Source organism: Pseudomonas sp. E6002 (genome assembly GCF_013385565.1).
Lineage (GTDB): Bacteria > Pseudomonadota > Gammaproteobacteria > Pseudomonadales > Pseudomonadaceae > Aquipseudomonas.
In genome coordinates this window covers 31,207-52,136 of record NZ_JACAPT010000024.1, presented here as the reverse complement: position 1 = coordinate 52,136, position 20,930 = coordinate 31,207, and the positions used below count along the sequence as shown (strand labels likewise).

Annotated in this window: 20 protein-coding genes; 8 read left to right on the top strand and 12 right to left on the bottom strand. The window is 61.6% G+C overall.

Annotated features, from left to right (window positions below; genetic code table 11):
- The 4 genes from HX815_RS20165 to HX815_RS20150 all read right to left on the bottom strand — a co-directional run bounded on the left by HX815_RS20165 (position 1) and on the right by HX815_RS20150 (position 6,186).
- A complete protein-coding gene (locus HX815_RS20165) occupies positions 1 to 441 on the bottom strand; it encodes a CBS domain-containing protein (RefSeq protein ID WP_003211614.1) in 441 nt (146 codons plus the stop codon).
- 135 nt (positions 442 to 576) lie between these two features.
- On the bottom strand, positions 577 to 2,526 hold the full coding sequence (locus HX815_RS20160) for a DNA topoisomerase III (RefSeq protein WP_177028772.1): 1,950 nt from the start codon (positions 2,524 to 2,526) through the stop codon (positions 577 to 579).
- A 235-nt stretch (positions 2,527 to 2,761) separates the two neighbouring features.
- Positions 2,762 to 4,384, bottom strand: coding sequence for an MFS transporter (locus HX815_RS20155; RefSeq protein WP_008435879.1), 1,623 nt, complete (start codon positions 4,382 to 4,384; stop codon positions 2,762 to 2,764).
- A gap of 158 nt (positions 4,385 to 4,542) precedes the next feature.
- The gene (locus tag HX815_RS20150) at positions 4,543 to 6,186 is read right to left on the bottom strand and encodes a GMC family oxidoreductase (RefSeq protein ID WP_177028771.1); all 1,644 of its coding nucleotides are present in this window, start codon (positions 6,184 to 6,186) and stop codon (positions 4,543 to 4,545) included.
- Between the two features lie 129 nt (positions 6,187 to 6,315).
- Between HX815_RS20150 and HX815_RS20145 the strand changes: the two genes are divergently transcribed.
- Positions 6,316 to 7,206, top strand: a complete 891-nt coding sequence (locus HX815_RS20145) for a LysR family transcriptional regulator (RefSeq protein ID WP_003211603.1) — start codon at positions 6,316 to 6,318, stop codon at positions 7,204 to 7,206.
- Here HX815_RS20145 and HX815_RS20140 read toward each other — a convergent pair.
- The 4 genes from HX815_RS20140 to HX815_RS20125 all read right to left on the bottom strand — a co-directional run bounded on the left by HX815_RS20140 (position 7,203) and on the right by HX815_RS20125 (position 12,276).
- On the bottom strand, positions 7,203 to 9,062 hold the full coding sequence (locus HX815_RS20140; protein WP_177028770.1) for a DUF3857 domain-containing transglutaminase family protein: 1,860 nt from the start codon (positions 9,060 to 9,062) through the stop codon (positions 7,203 to 7,205). The two genes, HX815_RS20145 and HX815_RS20140, sit on opposite strands and share 4 nt — an antisense overlap.
- Before the next feature lie 150 nt (positions 9,063 to 9,212).
- The gene (locus HX815_RS20135) at positions 9,213 to 10,310 is read right to left on the bottom strand and encodes a DNA alkylation repair protein (RefSeq protein WP_177028769.1); all 1,098 of its coding nucleotides are present in this window, start codon (positions 10,308 to 10,310) and stop codon (positions 9,213 to 9,215) included.
- A 50-nt stretch (positions 10,311 to 10,360) separates the two neighbouring features.
- Positions 10,361 to 11,707 carry a glutamine synthetase family protein gene (locus HX815_RS20130; RefSeq protein ID WP_008435874.1) on the bottom strand — a complete coding sequence of 449 codons (1,347 nt, stop codon included), beginning with the start codon at positions 11,705 to 11,707 and terminating at the stop codon, positions 10,361 to 10,363.
- Between the two features lie 11 nt (positions 11,708 to 11,718).
- Entirely contained in the window at positions 11,719 to 12,276 is a 558-nt protein-coding gene (locus HX815_RS20125; protein ID WP_003211595.1) for a helix-turn-helix domain-containing protein, read from the bottom strand.
- Positions 12,277 to 12,348: 72 nt separating this feature from the next.
- Between HX815_RS20125 and HX815_RS20120 the strand changes: the two genes are divergently transcribed.
- A complete protein-coding gene (locus HX815_RS20120; protein ID WP_023658940.1) occupies positions 12,349 to 12,726 on the top strand; it encodes a DUF4440 domain-containing protein in 378 nt (125 codons plus the stop codon).
- A gap of 11 nt (positions 12,727 to 12,737) precedes the next feature.
- On the opposite strand, the gene HX815_RS20115 is transcribed toward HX815_RS20120, so the two are convergent.
- Positions 12,738 to 13,088 carry a LemA family protein gene (locus HX815_RS20115; RefSeq protein ID WP_008435873.1) on the bottom strand — a complete coding sequence of 117 codons (351 nt, stop codon included), beginning with the start codon at positions 13,086 to 13,088 and terminating at the stop codon, positions 12,738 to 12,740.
- 160 nt (positions 13,089 to 13,248) lie between these two features.
- On the opposite strand from HX815_RS20115, the gene HX815_RS20110 reads away from it, so the two are divergent.
- Both HX815_RS20110 and HX815_RS20105 read left to right on the top strand, forming a co-directional pair.
- Positions 13,249 to 13,557, top strand: coding sequence for an RcnB family protein (locus HX815_RS20110; RefSeq protein ID WP_003211589.1), 309 nt, complete (start codon positions 13,249 to 13,251; stop codon positions 13,555 to 13,557).
- A 153-nt stretch (positions 13,558 to 13,710) separates the two neighbouring features.
- Entirely contained in the window at positions 13,711 to 14,904 is a 1,194-nt protein-coding gene (locus tag HX815_RS20105) for an MFS transporter (RefSeq protein WP_177028768.1), read from the top strand.
- 90 nt (positions 14,905 to 14,994) lie between these two features.
- On the opposite strand, the gene HX815_RS20100 is transcribed toward HX815_RS20105, so the two are convergent.
- The 3 genes from HX815_RS20100 to HX815_RS20090 form a co-directional block, all read right to left on the bottom strand.
- Entirely contained in the window at positions 14,995 to 15,264 is a 270-nt protein-coding gene (locus HX815_RS20100) for a DUF1652 domain-containing protein (RefSeq protein WP_003211585.1), read from the bottom strand.
- An 11-nt stretch (positions 15,265 to 15,275) separates the two neighbouring features.
- Positions 15,276 to 15,527: a CsbD family protein gene (locus tag HX815_RS20095; protein ID WP_003211583.1), complete on the bottom strand. Its 252-nt coding sequence runs from the start codon at positions 15,525 to 15,527 to the stop codon at positions 15,276 to 15,278.
- A 132-nt stretch (positions 15,528 to 15,659) separates the two neighbouring features.
- Positions 15,660 to 17,156: a PAS domain S-box protein gene (locus HX815_RS20090; protein WP_003211582.1), complete on the bottom strand. Its 1,497-nt coding sequence runs from the start codon at positions 17,154 to 17,156 to the stop codon at positions 15,660 to 15,662.
- Positions 17,157 to 17,331: 175 nt separating this feature from the next.
- Between HX815_RS20090 and HX815_RS20085 the strand changes: the two genes are divergently transcribed.
- The 4 genes from HX815_RS20085 to HX815_RS20070 all read left to right on the top strand — a co-directional run bounded on the left by HX815_RS20085 (position 17,332) and on the right by HX815_RS20070 (position 20,930).
- Complete coding sequence (locus HX815_RS20085) at positions 17,332 to 18,300, top strand: hypothetical protein (protein ID WP_177009748.1); 969 nt, start codon at positions 17,332 to 17,334, stop codon at positions 18,298 to 18,300.
- Positions 18,301 to 18,413: 113 nt separating this feature from the next.
- The gene (locus HX815_RS20080) at positions 18,414 to 19,217 is read left to right on the top strand and encodes an AraC family transcriptional regulator (RefSeq protein ID WP_003211578.1); all 804 of its coding nucleotides are present in this window, start codon (positions 18,414 to 18,416) and stop codon (positions 19,215 to 19,217) included.
- A gap of 133 nt (positions 19,218 to 19,350) precedes the next feature.
- Positions 19,351 to 20,169 carry an ABC transporter ATP-binding protein gene (locus tag HX815_RS20075; protein ID WP_177028767.1) on the top strand — a complete coding sequence of 273 codons (819 nt, stop codon included), beginning with the start codon at positions 19,351 to 19,353 and terminating at the stop codon, positions 20,167 to 20,169.
- Positions 20,166 to 20,930: an ABC transporter permease gene (locus HX815_RS20070; protein WP_008435867.1), complete on the top strand. Its 765-nt coding sequence runs from the start codon at positions 20,166 to 20,168 to the stop codon at positions 20,928 to 20,930. The genes HX815_RS20075 and HX815_RS20070 overlap by 4 nt, the downstream gene beginning before the upstream one ends.

The following is a 20,930-nucleotide window of genomic DNA, read 5'->3' as shown; positions in this document are numbered from 1 at the left end:
TTATTCGCCGCGAATGTACTGCTCCAGCTGTTTGATCAGGTCGGCCTGTTCGGCAATCGCTTCCTTGACCAGGTCGCCGATGGACAGCAGGCCAAGGAGCTCGCCGTTCTCCACCACAGGCAGGTGCCGCAGATGTCGGTCAGTCATGATCGTCATGCAAGTCTCGACAGTCTGGTGAGTGTCGACGGTGATCACCGGTGAATTCATGATCTCGTGGGCTTTGGTCGTCACCGAAGACAATCCATGGAGGATGACCTTACGGGCATAGTCTCGTTCACTGATGATGCCCACCACCTTGCCGTCCTGGAGCACTGGCAAGGCCCCGACGTTTTTCGAAGCCATCACGATCAAGGCCTCAAATACCGTATGGTCGTGGGGGATGGTGTGGACTTGATGGTTATGCTGGTCTTTGGACTTCAGCACTTGGGCAACGGTTTTCATGGAGGCCACTCCGGTGTTGTTATTGTTGGGAGGTTAGCAGGCCCTACAGAATCCTGGATGGCCTGCAGCAGGGCAAGGTCCAAAGCGGCATACATCCCGTCGAAAAACGTCATTGTCGCGATTTCTTAGTGCTTCTCAGCCCTTGTTTGCCGGTTTTGCCGCCCGCTTCGGGCTGGTGGCCGTCTTGCGCTTGGCCGGTTTGCGTTTGTTTTTCCATGGTGTGGCGCCACGTCCGGCCGGGCTGGCCGGGCCGCTGATGGTCAGGCGCATGCCAGTGCAGCGGGTCACCTGTTTGCTCATCCATGCCGCCTGTTTGGCGACGAACTCTTCCAGGCTCATCTCGCCGCTTTGTACCATGTCCAGTGCCTGCTCCCAGATAGCGGTGGTACCGGGGTCGGCAATTGCCCGTGGCACTGCATCAATCAGGCTGAAAGCGGCGGGTGTTGCCGACAGCGCCTTGCCGTTTTTCACCAGGTAACCGCGGTCCAGCAGGCCCTGGATGATCCCGGCGCGGGTGGCTTCGGTGCCGATCCCGGTGGTGTCCTTGAGCTTTTGCTTGAGCAGCGGGTCTTCCACCAGCTTGGCGACGTTTTTCATCGCCTTGATCAGGTCGCCTTCGGTGAAGGGTTTGGGTGGCTGGGTCCACAGGTCCTTGAGGTTGACCTTGGCCACGGCGTAGTCCTGCCCCTGAACCAGTGTTGGCAAGGACTGCGGCGCAGGTGCTTCACGGCCCTTGGCCGGTGCCAATGCTTCCGGCAATGCGCGTTTCCAGCCCGGCTCGACGATGACTTTACCGACAGCCCGCAAGGCTTCACCGGCACAATCGAAATCTGCCTGGGTACGGTCGTATTCGTGATTGGGCAGGAACTGCGCGAGATAGCGGGCGCGAATCAGGGTGTATACCGCGCGATGCTTGCCGGTCAGTTGCCCGACATCCTTGCCGGCGCCGGTAGGGATGATGCCGTGGTGCGCGCTGACCTTGGCGTCGTTCCAGGCCCGTGAGCGGCGTTGTGGGTCCATGTGCGGCATCAACGCGTTCACCGCCGGATCGGCCCGGCCCAGCGCCGCGAGAATTTTCGGCGCGTCGCCGTGCTGGCTAAGGGGCAGGTAGCCGCAATCGCTGCGCGGGTAAGTAATCACTTTGTGGGTTTCGTAGAGCGACTGCGCAACATCCAGGGTTTCCTGGGCGCCGAGGCCAAGCTTTTTCGAGCAGATTTCCTGCAGGGTGCCGAGGTCGAAGGGCAGGGGCGCGACGTCGCGCATGCGCTCGGTACGCAGTTTGACCAGCCGGGCGCTGGCGGCGTTGCTCATGGCATTGGCGGCGTCCCGGGCAAGCTGCGGATTGAGGCAGCGGCCCTGATCGTCACAGGCGTCTTCTGTTGCGCGCCACTGCGCCGTAAAGGTGATGTCGTCGTGGAGCAGATCCACATCGATGGCCCAATAAGCGACGGGTACAAAGTCGGCAATGCTGCGGTCCCGGTCCACTACCAGGCGCAAGGTCGGGGTTTGCACACGGCCGACCGGCAACACGCCCTGGTAGCCGGACTGTTGGCCCAGCAGGGTAAACAGGCGGCTCATGTTCATCCCGATCAGCCAGTCGGCGCGGGAGCGGCCAAGGGCCGAATGGTAGAGGCTGAAGGTTTCAGCACCGGGCTTCAACGAGGCCAGGGCCTTGCGGATCGACGCATCGTCGAGCGCCGAGAGCCATAGCCGCTGGATGGGGCCGCGATAACGGCAATGTTCCACCAGCTCACGGGCGATCATCTCGCCCTCACGGTCGGCATCGGTGGCGATCACCAATTCCTGGGCTTCCCCCAGCAGACGCTTGACCGCCTTGAACTGGCTGGCAGTCTTGGGCTTGACCAGCATCTTCCACTTTTCGGGGATGATCGGCAGGTCGGCCAGCACCCAGCGCTTGTACTTGGCGTCGTAGCTGTCGGGCGGGGCGGTTTCCAGCAGGTGGCCGATGCACCAGGTCACCGTCACGCCTGAGCCCAGCCAGCAACCGTCGCCACGCCGGGTCGCGCCGAGCACGGCGGCGATATCCTTGGCCTGGGACGGTTTTTCACAGAGGAACAGCCGCATGGTCACCACATTCGCTACGCAATTGAATGGGGAGCAGGATGGGCAATAAATCAGAATTGGGCAACTTTTATCTGGATGGATATACAGCAATTTGTGTGTCTGGTGCTAAACCCAATGTGGGAGCGGGCTTGCTCGCGAATGCGGTGTATCAGTCAACCTATCCGGCGACTGACACCCCGCTTTCGCGAGCAAGCCCGCTCCCACACTGAAACTCCAGCGTCGGCCGGATCGACGTTTAGTTATTGTCGATATCGACGTTCTTGGTTTCTTTCAGGCAAATCAGCCCCACGATCAGGCTCACCCCGGTAATTACCACCGGGTACCACAGCCCATAGAAAATATCCCCGGTGTACACCACCAGCGCAAACGACACCGTCGGCAGGAACCCACCAAACCAGCCATTCCCGATGTGGTATGGCAGCGACAGCGAGGTGTAGCGGATGCGTGTCGGGAACAGCTCCACCATCAGCGCTGCCAGCGGGCCGTAGCACATGGCGGCGATCAGGATCAGCGCGACAATTAGCACCACCACCATGGTTTTGTTGACCTGGGCCACATCAGCCGATTGCGGATAACCCGCCAGGGTCACCGCGCCTTTCAGGGCGGCTTCGTCGTAACCGTCGATACGCACATCACCCACGCTCACCTGCACTGCGCTGCCCGCCGGGGCGGCCGCGCTTTCATACGGCAGGCCCTGTTTCACCAGGAAGGTCTTGACCTTGTCGCACGGGCTGTCAAAACGCGCCTTGCCCACCGGGTCGAACTGGAAGGTGCAGGTGGCCGGGTCTGCCAATACGGTGATCGGCGACTGGCGGCTGGCGTGGTCCATCGCCGGGTTGGTGTAGTGCGCCAGGCCCTTGAAGATCGGGAAGTACAGCGCGGTGGCCAGCAGCAGGCCGACCATCAACACCGGCTTGCGCCCCAGCTTGTCCGAAAGCCAGCCGAAGAAGATGAAGAACGGCGCACCAATCACCACGCTGATGATCAGCAGCATGTTGGCCAGCGCCGGATCCATCTTCAAAAACTGTGTGAGGAAGAACAGCACATAAAACTGCGCGGCATAGAACGTCACTGCCTGGCCGGCGTTGATGCTGAATAGCGCAATCAGCACGATCTTGAGGTTTTCCCATTTGCCGAAGGATTCGCGGATCGGCGACTTGCTGGCCTTGCCTTCCTCTTTCATTTTCAGGAACGCCGGCGACTCGTGCAGGCTCATGCGGATCCAGGTGGAGATGCCCAACAGCACGATCGACAGCAGGAACGGCAGGCGCCAGCCCCACACTTCGAATTGGTCGCCGGTGAAGTAACGGCACGCCAGCACCACCAGCAGCGACAGCAGCAGGCCGAGGGTCGCGGTGGATTGAATCCAGCTGGTGTGGAAGCCGCGTTTGCCCGCCGGGGCGTGCTCGGCCACATAGGTGGCTGCGCCGCCGTACTCGCCGCCCAGCGCCAGGCCCTGGAGCATGCGCAGCGCGACGAGGATGATCGGTGCGGCAATGCCGATGCTCGAATAGGTCGGCAGCAGGCCGACGCAGAAAGTCGCCAGGCCCATCAGGATGATGGTGGCGAGGAAGGTGTACTTGCGCCCGATCATGTCACCCAGCCGACCGAACACCAGCGCGCCGAACGGGCGCACCACAAAGCCGGCGGCGAAGGCCATCAGGGCAAAGATAAACGCCGTGGTGTCGTTGACCCCGGCAAAGAACTGCTTGCTGATCACCGCCGCGAGGGCGCCGTAGAGGAAGAAGTCATACCACTCGAACACCGTCCCGAGGGAGGAGGCGAAGATGACTTTCTGCGTGTCGTTGCTGTCTCGCGCCTTGGTGGCGGAGCCCAGGGGTTGAGCGTGTTCTGACATTTGGGTAGCCCTCACAGTGATTATTTATTGTTGTTCCACTGTCGGCGCCACATCGGCGCCGCTATTCCCCTGTAGGCGCCCGGCTTGCCGGCGATGGCGCTCTCAAGCTGTGCACAACGCTTGAAAACGCCACCGCCGGCAAGCCGGGGTCCTGCAGGTCAAGCCGGTAAGGTCAGTTCTTTCTCCGGGGCGAGGCTCCTTGTGTTCGGCGAAAGGATAAGCTGCGCGGCTTTTTCCGCGATCATCAGCGTCGGTGAGCAGGTGTTGCCTGAAGTGATGCGTGGCATGACCGACGCGTCGGCGATGCGCAGGCCGGGAACCCCGTGCACTCGCAGTTGGGCGTCGACCACCGCGTCCTTGTCGCTACCCATGCGGCAGGTGCCCACTGGATGGAAAATCGTGGTGCCAATGCGGGCGGCGGCTTCCTGCAGTTGTTCGTCCGTCTGCAGTTCTGCGCCGGGCAGGTACTCCACCGGGTTGAATTGCTTCAGGGCCGGCGCCGAGACGATGCGTCGGGTCAGGCGAATGGCGTCGGCGGCCACCCGCAGGTCTTCCGGATGGCTGAGGTAGTTGGGGCGGATCAGCGGCGCGTCTGCCGGGTTGGCCGAGCGTATGTCGATGCGGCCACGGCTTTGCGGGCGCAGGTCACACACCGAGGCGGTGAAGGCTGGAAAAGCGTGCAGTGGTTCGCCGAAGCGCTCCAGGGACAGCGGCTGTACGTGGTATTCGAGGTTGGCCGACGTCTGCTCCGGCCCGGAGCGGGCAAACGCGCCAAGCTGGCTGGGGGCCATGGACAACGGGCCGCTGCGGTCGTACAGGTAGCGCAGGCCCATGCCCATCTTGCCCCACACGGTGCCGGCAATCTGGTTCAGGGTGCGGGCGTTTTCCAGCTTGTAGATCAGGCGCAGTTGCAGGTGATCCTGCAGGTTGCCGCCCACTCCGGGTAACTCGTGCAGCACATCGATGCCCAAAGGCTTGAGCACGCTGGAGGGGCCGATACCGGAGCGTTGCAGGATGCCCGGCGAACCGACGGAGCCGGCGCACAGGATGATTTCCTTGCGCGCCCGCCACGTGACTGGCTGGCCTTGCCGGCGAGCAACCACCGCCGCCGCGCGGCCGTTCTCCAGGAGTACGCGGTCGACTTCAACCTCGGTCATCACCGTCAGGTTGGGCCGCTGGCGGATCGGCTTGAGAAACGCCTTGGCCGCATTCCAGCGCACGCCGGATTTCTGATTGACCTGGAAATAGCCACAGCCTTCGTTGTCGCCCTGGTTGAAGTCGCTGATGCTGTCGATACCGCTTTGCTGCGCCGCGTCACGAAACGCATCGAGGATCGGCCAGTGCAGGCGCTGTTGCTCAACCCGCCATTCACCGCCGTCACTGTGAAATTGCGAGGCACCGGCAAAATGGTTTTCGCTCTGCTTGAACAGCGGCAGCACATCCTTCCAGGCCCAGCCGGGATTGTCCTCGGCCCAGCCGTCGTAATCCCGGGCCTGGCCGCGCATGTAGATCATGCCGTTGATGGACGAGCAACCGCCCAACACCTTGCCGCGCGGGTAGCTCAGCGCACGGCCTTGCAGGCCTTCCTGGGCTTCGGTCTTGAAGCACCAGTCGGTGCGTGGGTTGCCGATGCAGAACAGGTAGCCGACGGGAATATGGATCCAGGGGTAGTTATCGCGACCGCCTGCTTCAAGCAGCAACACGCGATGGGCAGGGTTGGCAGACAGTCGATTGGCCAGCAGGCAGCCCGCCGGGCCGGCGCCTACCACCACGTAATCGTATTCAGCAGCTGCAGAATGCATCTGTGACCTCGCTTGTTTTTCTTATTGGTTCCATCCTAGTTGTTAGTTTTCGTCTTAAAAATGTTAGTTTTTACCCAGCTGCTGTGCGTTTTTAGACAACGCTGCTGTTCAGGGGAAGAAGGGGAAGGCATGTTCGACTGGAATGATCTGCGGTTCTTTCTTGAGTTACAGCGTAGCGGACGCTTGCTCACGGCGGCGCAACGCCTGAAAACCACCCACGCCACCGTGGCCCGGCACATCGAGGCCATCGAGAAAAGCCTGGGCACTGCGCTGTTCGTGCAGCACGCCCAGGGTTACGAACTCACGCCCTCCGGCGAAGCCCTGCTCAAACATGCCGAAGCCATGGAAAACGTGGCGCTGCTGGCCGAAGAAGAACTGACTCATTCCGCCGCGCCCCTGGGCAAGATCCGCCTGGGGGTGGCCGAGGGTTTGGGCGTGATGTTCCTGGCCAGTCGCATGGGCGGCCTGTTCGAACGCTACCCGGGCCTGGAAGTGGAACTGCTGGCAGTGCCACGGTTTGTCAGCATCCTCAACCGCGAAGCGGAAATCAGCATCCACCTCGAACGCCCCAGCGTCGACCAACTGGTGACCCGCAAACTCACCGACTACCGCCTGGCGCTCTACGCCAGCCGCAGCTACCTGGACCGCACACCGCCGATTGAAAAACGCGAGGACCTGGCGGTGCACGCCTGGATCGATTACGTCGACGATTTACTGTTCAGCCAGGAACTGAAATTCCTCAGCAGTTTCTGCCGCAACCCCAAAGTGGTGTTCCACAGCACCAGCGTGATCGCCCAGCACCAGGCGGCGCGCTCGGGGTTGGGAATTGCCGTATTGCCGTGCTTCATGGCGGCGAGCGACCCGGACCTGGTGCCGCTGCTGCCGGCGGAGAGCATCCAGCGCAGCTACTGGATCAGCTCCCGGCGCGAGTTGCACAAGTCGGTAAGGTTGCGGGTGTTGTGGGATTACCTGGTGGAACTCTGCGCGCGGGAGCAAGGGGTTTTGCTGGGGGAGGGTTAGAGCTTCACCACCTGATGCACCTGCTCACCACAGGCACGGATCTCCTTGATCATCTTTTCAAACGGCGCGCTGACAATTTCATCGTGGGTCAGCCAGCGTATTTTCTGCGTCAGGACGTAGTGATAACGCCAGTCGCCCTTGACGCGCTCACCCGTCAGGTCCAGGTCGTACCACGGCGAGCGTACATGGCAAGCCTTGATGTCCTTGTCGATCTGCCCACCCGACAGTGTGATGGTGTAATCCAGCGTCTCGGGGTTGCCTATGTACAAGTCGGCCAGTTGCCCATTGCGGCGGTAGTTGAGCAGACCGTCCCATTTCTCTTGCAGCAAGGCATCGTTGTAGATGTGGTCGTTGCCCAGCGGTTCCAGGGGCCGCATGTCCGTCAGGGTGGCGCTGACCTTGTAGCTGGCCGGGATCAAGAAGGCGGTGGCGGGGCGCTCGACCTGGCAGTCGGTGATCTGTTTGCCGAAGTTGTCGCAGATGTTCTGGTCGCTGGCGGTGGCGCCTTGCTGGCGGTCGGCGACGCTCAGTTGCATCAGCGGCATGCCGCGAAAATCAACGGTGGCCGAGACCCGGGCGGTGCCCTGGGCGTCGAAGCGCTCCTGTTTGTCGAGGATCAACGTGGGGGCGGCGGGTTGCAGCGGGATGTGTTCTTCACGTACCTGGCCCTCGGCGTTGGTCACCAGCACCCAGCGGTCCTGGATGTCGGGCAGGGTCTGGCCGGGGGCGAAGATCGGGTTGGTCGGGTCCAGCCACCACACCTGGCCATCGACTTCGGCGCGGACGATGGCGTGGTTCGGCGCGCCGGTACCGGGAATCAGCAGCGGGTTAACCACATCGCCGCGGCTGACCCAGGCCGGTTCGGCCTTGATTCCGCTGGCCTTGAGCATGGCCGCCAGCAGCGTCGAAAGGTCTTTGCAGTCGCCGTAGCCGTGCTGCTCGATCTCCGCCAGGCTGAAGGGCACATAGCCGCGATCCGAGGCGCGCCAGTCGCCCAGGTAACGATAGTGGTCGTTGATGTGCTGCATCAGGCCGGCCACCTGTTGTGCCGGTGGCAAGCCGCGAACGGCGGCCACGGCGGCGGCGCCCTGGGGCGGCAGCTTGGCGCCGAGGATCTGGTTGTAGCGTTCGGCAAAGCCGCCGAAGTACTGCTGGCGATCCAGGGAGCTGCCGACTTCGATACGCGGGGCGTGGCGTATGTAGGCGTTGGCGGATTCGTTGATGTAGCTGAGGTAGGTCGGGGCCTTTTGCACCACGTCCAGGGTCTTGCGATTGGCCGATGGCGTAATGCTGAAACCCTCCATCAATTCGCTGCGCCACTCGATCGGCCGCTCGGCGGTGAAGCGTGCCTTGAAGTGGTCGCGCCGTGCGGCGTTGGGGCCGAACTGCAAGGCGTAGTAGAACTCGGTCATCAGCGGTTTGGCCGGGTGATGTTCGCGCACCGTGTAGCGGATTTGCGTGCCGACCCGCAGGTTGGGAAACGCCAGCGAGGTCTGTTTTTCCCGGGAGAAACCCTGGTCCGGGTTGGGGGCGGTGCGGGTGTCGATTTGCGTCGGGTCCAGGGGCACAGGTTTGCCGCCGGGCTGGGTGGACTCGGCCTTGATCAGTTCGAAGCCGTCTTCTTCCTGGTAGCTGAAGTCGATCCGCGAGAGCATTTCGCGGCCGCTTGGCTTGAGGATGGTGTAGTGAAAGCGGGTAGTGCAGTCGACGCTGGCGTCGCGGTTGAAGTGGCAATGCAGCTCGGTGTCGCTGGCCAGCGGGGCTTCGGCCATTGGTTGCAGGGCGGCAAACGCGCTGTGGCTGGCAAGCCCCCAGCTGATGCAGATCAGGGGACGGTAAAACGAAAAACGGAGCATGGGCGCCTCAGGTGGAACATTGACACAAGTACCCTAGGGGTACCGAGAAGGCGCCGGATGATAATGGATCGCAACACGAATGCCTAGCATTGTCCGACAATTAATTACGCTGTAAGGCCCGATCTAGAGCCTTCGTTAATGTTTTAAGGATTATTTTTCGAGTTCAAACTCGACGCTTCCCAGCCGCTCACCGTTCACCAGCACGTGAACCGCATGCTTGCCGGGATAGTGCTTGCGCGTGGTCAATTCACGGATAGGTTGGCCACGGCTGATGGCGTGATGTTCTCCGGCACCCAGGGTAAATGTCTTGAGCTTGAACACCTTGGACGCGCTGTGACCGGCGCTTTTCACATAGTCGATGGCGTAGTCGACCACCAGCTTTTGCGACGAATCGGCAGTGGACTCCAGGCTGAAGGACAGGTTGATCCGCTCCCCCAACTTGATCGCCGCCGGCTCGACCTTGAGTTGATGGATCTTCACTTCGGCCCTGGCCCCGGCGCCCATGATCGTCAGCGCCCGGGTGTTGCCTTGCTTGATCAGGCTGCGCAGCGCGTGGCGGGCGATCCACGCGGTGTGGGGGTTATCCAGGGACCAGCCTTCGATCAGGCCCTGCACCCAATCCGGATGGTCCTTGGTGATGTCGTTGAGGTGGTTGGCCACCGACTTGCACACGTAGAGGCTGCTGTCGGCCTTGAGATTGTCGAGGATCGAAGCGCACAGGTTCGGATCGGCCTGCACCTCGGCCAGGCGAAACGACCATGGCAGCCGTGGCCGTGAACCTTCGCTGGCGAGGCGTCGTACGTGTTCGTTGTCGTCCAGCGACCACTGTTGCATCACCGCCAGGGTGCGCTTGAAATCCTTCAGCAGAAAATGCCGCACGGCAAACTCGGCGGAGCCGAAGGTGGTGAAGTACTTGAGGGCAGCCATGGAGCGCTTGAAATCATCGCCGCCGTAGCTGGCAACGTAGTGGGGCAGGAACAGGCTGACAAAGGCGCTGTTCAGCCGAGGGGCCAGGGCATACAGCAACTTCAGGGTTTGCGGATAATCCAGCGGGATCACAGCGTTGAGGCTTTCACTGACCCGCGCCATGCGCTGCATCACCGACAGGTCTGCCAACCCGGCCTTGGCGTGTTTGAGAAAACCCTTGGCGTCGAACGCCGGATACACCGCGGTCATTTCGTTGGCGATGTGTTGCAGGCGTTCGGCGTTGAAGATTTCCTTCAGGGCCGGGGCGCTTTGGTCGGTCATGGGCAAGTCCGCGGTTAGCCAGAGATGCCCACGAGGCTAACCATCAGTGCCTAGAGATACCAGCGATATTCCCGCGCATGAATTTCCTGCTGGAATGCCAGGTGGTCCTGGCGTTTGTTTTCGCAATACACGTCGACAAACTCCGCGCCCAGGCCTTCGCGCAACGTCGGCTGATGCTGCATGGCGCGCACCGCCTCCAGCATTTCCAGGGGGAAGTCCGCGCCGCTGTTGCGGTCTTCGTTCAGCGGGGCGATGGGCTCCTTCGCTGCTTCAAGACCATGCTCAAGCCCCACCAGAATCGCCGCCAATACCAGATACGGGTTGGCATCGGCACTCGCCAGGCGATGTTCGATGCGCAGGTTGCGCGGGTCGGATTCAGGAATTCGCACGCACGCGTCACGGTCTTCAAAGCCCCAGCACGCGCGGGTTGCCGCGTTGACCGTGCCACCAAGGCGGCGGAAGGCGTTGTGGTTGGGCGAGAAGATCGGCATGCAGTGCGGCAGCAGTTCCAGGCAACCTGCCACCGCGTGGCGCAACGGTTGCTGCTGGTGGGCCGCCAGCAGGTTATTGCCCGCCGCATCGTACAGGCTGACGTGCACATGCATGCCGCTGCCGGGGTGTTGCAGGTAAGGCTTGGCCATGAAGCTGGCGCGATAGCCGTGCTTGAGGGCCACGCCACGGGTGCTGCGGCAGAACAGGGCGGCCCAGTCGGCGGCGCGCAGGCCGTCTTCCAGGTGGCCGAAATTGATTTCGAACTGGCCGGGGCCGAGTTCGGCGGTGATCACCGTGATGTCGATGCCCTGGGCCTTGGCCGTCTCGACCATATCGTCCAACACCGGCGCAAAGCGTGACAGGCGCTCGATGTGCAAGTTGGGCTGGTCGTCCGCGTCATCACTCAGCGGGTCGCGGGCAAATTGCGGCAGGCCGTCGCTGAGCTTTTTGTCGAACAGGTAGAACTCCAGCTCGAACGCGACCACCGGGTGAATGCCTTTGCGCTGCAGGCGTTCCAGCACCTTGGCCAGTACTTCCCGGGGTTCGAATTCGATGGGCGCTTCGGTGCCGTCGGAGGTAATCAACATCTGCCCCAGCGGCTGCGCCTCCCAGCTCACCGGCTTGAGGGTGCCGGGCACCAGGCGGCGGTTGGCGTCCGGGTCGCCGTCGTGGAAGCAATAGTCGCCGATCTTGAACAGGCCGCCCTGGGCACCCAGCAGCACCGCGTTCTGCGGCAGTTTCAACGGGCTGCCGGCGGCGACCTTTTCCAGCATCTCCACCGGGTAGCGCTTGCCGTAGAAATGCCCGGGAATGTCCAGGGCAATCAGGTCGACGTAGCGCACATCGGGATGGTTCTGGCGAAAGGTCCGGACTTCGGCCAAAAGCGTGGAAGCATGGCTTTTCACGGGTGTTGCTCCTAGTTATAGACCCACAGCACGCGGGCTGGCAGGTCGGTCAGGTTGCCGTAGCGGCAGTGGGCAAAACTGGCCAGGTGGAAGCTGTCGCCGGGGCCCAGGGTGACCGAGTCCGGCTCGCCCTCGACCCACAGCGTCAACTCGCCCTCCAGCACGTAACCGGCCTGTTCGGCACGGTCGCTCATGGTTTGTTCGCCGCTGTTGGCACCGGGGGCCAGCAGGCTGTCGAGGATCGAGAACGCGCCGTGCATGCTCGGCGACACCAGGATGTCGGTGATGCCATTGGCGTAATACACCGTGCGCCGTTCGTTGGGGCGGGTGACCCAGTCCACCGCCTTGGGTTTGGACAGGCTGTAGAAATAGGTGGTGGGCACACCGAGGGCGTGGCTGATGGCCGTGAGGTCGGCCACGGTCGGGCGCGACAGGCCGCGTTCAACCTGGGACAGGAAACCCACGGAACGCTCGATCTTTTGCGCCAGTTGCGCCAGGGTGAGCTTCTTGTGCTTGCGCAGGTCGTGGATCAGGATCGCCAGGGCGTCGAGTTCTTCTTGCTTGTCCATGGGCGCTTCGTGAAATTCTTATCAGGAAATTTCATGAAAAATTACAGGATTAATTTCACGAGGGCAATGGGTATGGAGTTGGCAGAGCATTTACGCCGCCTGGAACAGGAGCTGCACCAATGCACCACCCGTGCAGATGCGGCGCGGTTGTCGGTGCTGCTGGCGGATGATTTCGTCGAATTTGGTGCCAGTGGCAATGTGTGGGGCAGCAAGGCCGAGGTGATCGAAGGGCTGCAGGATGAGGTGTTTTCAGTCCGTAGCATCAGTGACTTTGCAATGAAGGTGCTGGCCGAAGGCGTGGCGTTGGTGACGTATCGCTGCCAGCGCGCGGCGACGGATGCAAATGCGGCGGGGGAGTCGTTGCGCAGTTCGGTGTGGCGCGAAAGCGGCGGGCAGTGGCAGATGGTGTTTCATCAGGGCACGCCGACACGTCAGCGTGCACCTGTGTAAGCGCCGGCAGGTCAGACCGTACGCTTGGCCTCGAACCCCGACAGGCTGACATCATCACGATGCCCGAGCAGCTCGGCCACCACCGAGGTCGGCGATTTGTGCTTGTAGGTGTTGTAGTTGTTGACCGAGTCGTGGAAGAGCTGGCGGGTGAACGCGACACGGCTTTCCAGGCTGGCGATTTCTGCGGTGGGTGACGAGGCATTTTGCGCCGCCGCCAATTGTTGTTCGGCCTCCTTGAATTGGCCGAAGGCTTTTTTGCAGCGATCGAGCAGGGCCACCAGTTCCCTGTAGGTGCCGAACACGTAGAGCGCGAGCAAGGTGACAACGGTCACGAAAATGATGATGACGTGGGTACCAGTCATTGGAATTCCTGAGCGGCTGGAAAAAAGAACCAATCTTATCTGATTAATCGCCGGCCCGGTCGCTGGCCGTCCACCCATCTGCCGCTTCCATCACGGCGCTGAATGATTCCACGCCGCTGCGGTCGGAATCTTTACGCGTCATTCATTGAAGGAAGTGCCCATGAAGTCCAAATCCCTTGTTGCCTGCCTGCTGGTTGCCGCGAGCCTGTCCGCCGCGAGTCTCACCGTCCAGGCCGCGGATACTCCGCAAAAAACCGTGCAGCCTTCGAATATCAATACCCGCGACCTCAAGACGGGAGACCGCGCGCCAGACATTCTGATGCGTAAGGAGTCGGCCATTGCCGACTGGAAGAAACGTGGCCTGAAGCAGCCGGAAGAAGACAGCCAGTGGGCTCGAGTGAACGACAAGTACGTATTGCTCAAAACCACCAACGGCACGATTCTCGACATCACGCCCGTTAAAAAATAAAGCGTTCAGCGGGATGGGTGATCACGCTTCATCCCGCTGCATTTGATTTTTGCATAAATGCATAAATCAGCATTTTTTCCTCTTGTTTTACGTTAAGGTACGTCCGTTTGCGGGCCGCAATGGTCCCTTTACCTTGACTGGAATGAGAGCAGGATGCTTGCCACAATAAGAAATTACCCGCGTACCGTGAACCTGTTGTTGTCGGCCACGCTGATCCTCACCCTGGCCAAGGCCATCACCTTTCCGTACCTGGTGATCTACCTCACCAACCACTTTGCCCTCGACATCAGCCAGGTCGGCCTGGTGATCGGCAGCTCGTTGATCGTCGGCTCGCTGCTGAGTGTCTACGGCGGTTTCCTGGTAGACCGCATCAATAGCTATAGGCTATTGCTCAGCTTGAGTGTGGTGTTTGCCCTGGGGTTTATCGGCACGGTGCTGGCCCGGGAAATCTGGTCATTCTACAGCTGCCTGATCCTGATCAACCTGGCGTACGCGGTGATCGACATCGCGATCAAGTCCGGGTTTGCCAGCCTGTTGCCGGAAGATGAGCGCAGCGAAGCGTTTTCCATCAAGTACACCCTGACCAATATCGGCTATGCCGTAGGGCCGTTTTTTGGCGCGATGGTGGCCAAGCTCGATATCAGCTTGCCGTTTATCCTGTCGGCGGTCCTGGGCTTCGGTTTTTTCCTGCTGTACTGGCGTTGGGGCGACCGCACGCTGGCCACGGTAGACACCACGCAAAAGCCGGTGTCGTTCCTCGCGGTGGGGCGTGTATTGCTGCGGGATCACCGACTGGTGTGCTTCACCGTCGGCGGCCTGCTCAGTGCCGTGGTGTTCGGCCAGTTCACCGCGTACCTGTCGCAGTACCTGGTGACCACCACTACCGCCGAATACACCTACACCATCATCAGCGCGGTACTCACCACCAACGCGATGTTGGTGATTGCCCTGCAATACGCGATTGGCCGGCGCATTTCCCACCGCTACCTGAGCCAGTGGCTGATCTTCGGCCTGGGCATGTTCATGCTGGGGGTGATTGGCTTTGCCCTGGCGAGCAACGTGTGGTGGTGGATCCTGGCGATGGCGATTTTCACCGTGGGCGAAATCGTGGTGTTTCCGGCCGAGTACATGTTCATCGACCGCATCGCCCCGGACAACCTGCGGGGCATGTACTACGGGGCGCAAAACCTCTCCAACCTCGGCGCTGCGTTGGGGCCGGTGCTGTGCGGGCTGGTGCTGGCCAACCTGCCGGCCCACTACATGTTCTACATGTTGGCAGCGTTCATTGTCGGGGGAGGGGTGTTCTATTTTATCGGGGCGTCGTTGAAAGCCCGCGACATACTGTAGGAGCACGCTTGCTCGCGAAGGTCGTCAACGATAACGCGGCACGCCTGAATGAACGCGGTGCCTGGGCGTGTTTCGCGAGCAAGCCCGCTCCTACAAAGGGCGCAGCGGCAGGTCATCCAGCCTGAGTTTACCGACGGTGTTGCTCTGCAATTCGTACCGCAACTCGTCGACCATCTTTTCCACTTCCTGCGGGGTCTGCAGCTTGTTGACGCTGATCCCGGTGACCACCAAATCCACCCGGCCGCTTTCGGCGTCGAAGACCTTGAGCGTCAACGACGCGTCACGGCACAGGGTGAATTCGCAGGTCAGGGGCGACAGGGCCTCTTCGATGCAGTTGCGCAGTTGGGAGAGCGTAAACATCAGGGTTCTCCTCAGCGACGACGCAGCAACAGGCCCAGCAGCAGGCCGACACCGGCGACGATCGCAACCGTTGCCAGGGGTTTTTGCTTGGCGAAATCGCCAACGGTGTCCAGCGCGTCACCGTAGGTTTGCTGCAACTGGCCAGCGGCCTGGCGAGCTACACCCTCGGCCTGGAGACGTTCGTCACCGGTCAGATCACCCAGAAAACCTTGAGCCTTGCCGGCCACTTTTTCGACGGCGCCTTTGACTTGTTCGCTTTTCATGATGGATTCCTTAAAGGGCATGACATCTCAACGGCACAGGACCCGAAGCCCTGTGCCCACCCTTCAAGGTTAAGCAGTGCACCCCCGCGCAATAAGGCGAATTTGCACCGGTCGCACTAGTGCATTTGCACTCTATTTCGGCTTTTTAACCCGCAACTCACCGGCAAACAGCCCGCGCTCACGGGCCCACACGATGGCTGCACTACGGCTATGCACCCCCAGTTTGGAGTACACCGTGGCCACATGGTTACGCACGGTGTTGGGTGCCAGTTTCAGGCGCGAAGCGATTTCCTTGTCGGCCAGGCCTTCGCAAATCAACCCCAGTACGTCGCGCTCGCGGGCGGTCAGGTCGGTAAAGGAAATGTTCGGTACATTGGGGCTGTTGACGCTCTTGGCGTTGGCCAGTTTTTCAATCAGCGTCTGGCTGAACCATGAGGCGTCCTGCATCACTTCCTCGATCGCGGCCACCAGTTCCAGCTCGGAGCGCTTGCGTTCGGTGATGTTCATCAGCACCAGCAGGTAGCAGGGCACATCCTGGATACTGACGGTGTCGGCAGACAGCACACAGTCGATCAGCTCATTGCCTTTCTTACGAATCTTCAGGTCGAGGCCGTCGAGGTTGCCGGCTTTTTCCAGGGTGGTGAACAGTTGCGTGCAGGCCTGGGGGCTGTCGATAAAGTCGATGTCTTCGATGGATTTGCCGATCAGTTCTTCACTGGTATAGCCGGTGATGGTCATGAAGGCTTCGTTGATATCCACCACCTGGCGGTTGGCGGCGTTGCACACCAGGGTCGGCACCGGCGTCAGGCGGAACGACTTGGCGAAGCGTTCCTCGCTTTGACGCAGGGCGGTTTCGGCCTTGCGGCGAGGCTCCAGGTCGGTGAAGGAAAACAGCATGCAGTCTTCCTCATTCATGTCCAGCGGCTGGCCGGCCACGATCACCAGTTTGCTGCCGCCTTCGGGCAGTTTCAGTTCGGCTTGCATCTGTGGAATGGTCGCGCCTTCGCCCAGGCGCTTGACGGCCAGGTCCTTGTTTTCGGCCTGTTCCAGCACGTCCAGTTCATACACCGAGTGGCCGATCACCTGGTCGCGGTTGTAGCCGGTCATCTCCAGGAAGCCCTGGTTGACCTTGATGTAGCGCAGGTCGCTCAGGCGGCAAATCACCGCCGGCGCCGGGTTGGCATTGAAGGTCTTTTCGAAGCGCTGTTCGGCGCTGGCCCATTCGGTGGCGTCGCTCAGGATCAACACCAGCAATTCCGGCTCGCCCGACGCGTCGTCGAGCACCAGGCTGCGCAGGCGATGCACCCAGACTTTTTCCTCGTCGCCGGTGGGGGTGACTTCCACCACCACATCGCTGAACTCTTCACCGTCTGCCACCCGGCTCAGAGGATAATTCTCCAGCACCAACGGGTGGTTGTTGCGATACCGCAAGGCAAAGCGCGCGGCGTATTCCTTGGTGTTGGCACCCAGGTCTTCGACTTTATCCACGCCATGCATCAGCAGCGCGGCTTCATTGGCCCAGAGGATGGTCTGGTCGGCCTCGGCGAGGATCACCCCATCGGACAAGCCGGAGATGATCTGCTGCAGTTGGCGGCGGTTGGTTTCTTTGGCGAGGACGGCCTGGCTCATGGTTTCTCCTGGGGTAAGTCGCATGGGAAGTACGACACCTGAGGCTCAGGATAGTGCAGAGAAAGTGCCCGGCGCGGGGTGCGAATGCACCAGTGCGCCTAGTGCAATTGTGTCGAGACCGCAGGGCAGGTGCCTCGCCAAACTGGCCACCTACCCACTGTTCAAAGGATTTAACATGACCACTGTCTATGAAACCAACCGTTCGCTGTTTCGTGTGTCCTGGGGCTCGGTATTGGCCGGTAGTGCAATTGCCCTGGTGACCTATCTGGTATTGAGCGTACTTGGCACCGCGATTGGCGCCAGCGCGGTAGACCCGATGGCCGCGGGTAACCCGCTGAGCGGCTTCGGCACCGGTGCCGGGATCTGGCTGTTTGTCTCGACGCTGCTGGCAATCGGTGCCGGTGCATTCGTGGCCGGGCGCACCGCGCCGGATCGCGGCGGCCTGCACGGCGTGCTGAGCTGGACCATCACCACCTTGCTCACCACCTGGCTGCTGGCCGCGCTGGCCACCAGCGTTGTGGGAGCGGCGGGCAATGTCGTCGGCAAGGGCCTGTCGGCTGCCGGCAGCGGGATCGCCGCCGTGGCGCCGGGTATCAGCGACAGCGTCAAGCAGCAACTGAATGAGCAGGGCATCAAGCTGGACTGGAACAGCCTGCAAGGTCAGCTCGACACACTGCTCAAGCAGAGCGGCAAACCTGAACTGGACCCGGCCAACGTTGAGCAAAAAGCCGATCAGGCGGCTGCGGACGGCAAGCAGTCGGCCAACGATGCCGCGACCAACCCAGCCCAGGCTGGTGATGAATTGAAGCAGTGGTTCGAGCGGGTCAAGGCTTCCGGTGAGCCGGCGTTGAACGCGGCGGACAAGCAGGCACTGGTCAACATTGTTGCGGCCCGTACCGGCAAGAGCCAGGCTGAGGCCACCCAGATTGTCGACAACTACGCCCAGGCCTACCAGCAGGCCGTGCAGAAGGTCGACGAACTGAAGCAACAGGCTGAACAGAAAGCCCGTGAAGCCGGTGAAGTCGCGGCCAAGCAACTGTCCCGTGCTGCGTGGAGCACCTTGTTGATGTTGCTGCTGGGCGCAGCGTTGAGCTTCGGTGTGGGTCGCCTGGCGATTTCCACCCGTCGTGTACCGTTGGCCTGATCATGACCTGAGGTGATCTATGTGGCGAGGGAGCAAGCTCCCTCGCCACGATGCTTCGCTGGCACCAAACATGCTAGTGTCAGCACTCCAACATCCACTGGCAGTGCCTGGCGATGCGCGACATCTACAGCGTCTTCAACTCCAACGGCGCCTATGAAACCGGGGCCCATGCCCACGACGAATTCATGCTGATGGTGCCCGAGCACGGCCTGTTGCGTTTCAAGGATGAGGAAAGCGGGCGCACCACCTCGGTGATCGACCGCCAGTTCGTACTGGTGCCGCCGCAATCCAGCCATTCCTCCTCGTCACTCACCGCCAGCCAGGGCCACGTGGCGTTCTACGTCGACCCCGACTACATGCACTACGCCTTGCGTGACCTGTCCGGTGACGCCAACCGCTTGCTGCGCGTGCCCACCCTGGGCATCTGGCAAACCTCCGCGCCGTTGCACCATCTGCTCTTGGCAAAAAAAGCCTTCAGCCAACCCGACCTGTACATCGACCGCCGCCGCCAGGTGGCCCAGGCCGATCACTTGCTGCTGCTCGAATGCCTGGCGATTTCCCTCAGCCAGCCGAGCCTGCAACGCTCATCTACCGAGCGCCACGGCGCCATGCTGGTGCGTGACGTCAAGGCGTACGTGGAAGGCAACCTCGAACATGCGCCGGGGCTGGATGAAATCGCCGAGACGTTTCACATGTCGCGCCGCCATCTGACCCGGCTGTTCGCGCTGCACACCGGCGAGACGGTGCTGGCGTACGTCCAGCGCCTGCGCCTGGAGCGCGCGCAGACGTTGTTGCGGCACACCCGCATGTCGGTGCTGGAGATCGCCAATAACGTCGGCTATGAGTCACCGTCACACCTGGCCCATGTGTTTCGCCGGGTGCTGGGCGTGTCGCCGGATGAGTGGCGCCGCGGCTGATACCGCCTCAACGTTTTTGATGTCCCGATCCCGCGCATGATCCGGCCCGATCCCGTGCGCCGCAAATCCGTCATCCGTTCATCCTCACCCCGTCAACAACAAACAAGTCCGGCCTACCGGACGAGGAGGGGCGGTGAGTGTAAAACCCTTTATCAGCTTCGCAGGGGTGCAAAAAAGCTTCAAAGTCGAGGGCCGCCAGTTTGTGGCCGTGCGCAACGTATCGCTTGAAGTTCAGCGGGGCGAAATCATCACCCTGGTCGGCCCTTCGGGGTGCGGCAAGTCCACCTTGCTCAACATGACCGCCGGGCTCTTCGGCCCCACGGAGGGCCAGGTGCATTACGACGGCGCCGAGGTCAAGGGCGTCAACACCCGTGTCGGCTACATGACCCAGGCCGACCACTTGCTGCCGTGGCGCACCGTGGCCGGCAACATCGCCGTGCCGCTGCAAATCCGCCGCATGCCCAAGTCTCAAATCGACAGCCGCGTCGAGGAGCTGATGGCGCTGGTGGGCCTCACCGGTTTTGGCGAAAGCTACCCCAACCAGCTTTCCGGCGGCATGCGCAAACGCGCGGCCATGGCGCGCTTGATGGCCAGCGACCCGGAAACCCTGCTGATGGACGAACCCTTCGGCGCCCTTGATGCGCAGATGCGCCTGACCCTGCAGACCGAACTCTTGCGCCTGTGCCGCAAGCTCAATAAAACCGTGCTGTTCGTCACCCACGATGTCGACGAGGCCATCGCGCTGGCGGACCGCTGCGTGGTGTTCGCCGGTCGCCCGGGCACCATCGACCATGTGCTCGATATTCCCTTGGGCGGTGAACGCAACCTGGTGCAATTGCGCTCCGACCCACGCTACGTGGAACTCTGCGCCGCCCTCTGGAAACGCCTGGCGCCCGACGTCGCCGGTGCTGCCGATCCCGCCTCATTGGCTCACTCGCTGGAGGTCGTATGATCCAGGTCTATCGCTTGCTGTTCCTGATTTTCCTGCTGGTGTTCTGGGAGTGTGTGTCCCGCTGGTTCGGCGTGGAATTTTTCATCAGCCGGCCTTCGGCGGTGGCGCAAAGCCTGTGGAAAATCCTCATGAACGGGGTGTTCTTCTATCACGCCGGCATCACCACCCTGGAAGCTGTGCTGGGCTTCTTCTTCGGCTCCCTCGCAGGCTTGATCGCCGGTTTGGTGCTGGGCCGCGCCAAGCTGCTGGCGGATATTCTCGATCCGTTCCTGACCGCCTTCTACAGCTTGCCGAAAGTCGCGCTGGCGCCGCTGTTCATCCTCTGGTTCGGCATCGGCTTGCCGATGAAAGTCATCCTGACCGCGGCCGTGGTGTTCTTCCTGGTGTTCCTCAACACCTACAGCGGCGTGCGCAACGTGTCCCGCGAGCAACTGACCATCCTGCGCCTGATGGGCGCCAAGGAGCGCGACCTGCTGACCATGGTGGTCATCCCGTCCGCTTTCACCTGGGTATTCACCGGCCTGCGCCTGTCGGTGCCCTATGCGCTGATCGGCGCGCTGGTGGGCGAGATCATCGCCGCCAACCGGGGCCTGGGCTACCTGCTCTCGGATGCAGCCTCGCAGTTCGATACCGCCGGTGTATTTGCCGCACTGGTGGGCATCATCGCCCTCGCGCTGATCCTGAACACGGCGGTGAAGCTGGCCGAACGCAAGTTGATGCCGTGGAAGGCCAACGAAGCGGAACGTGAAGTTGCGGTTTAA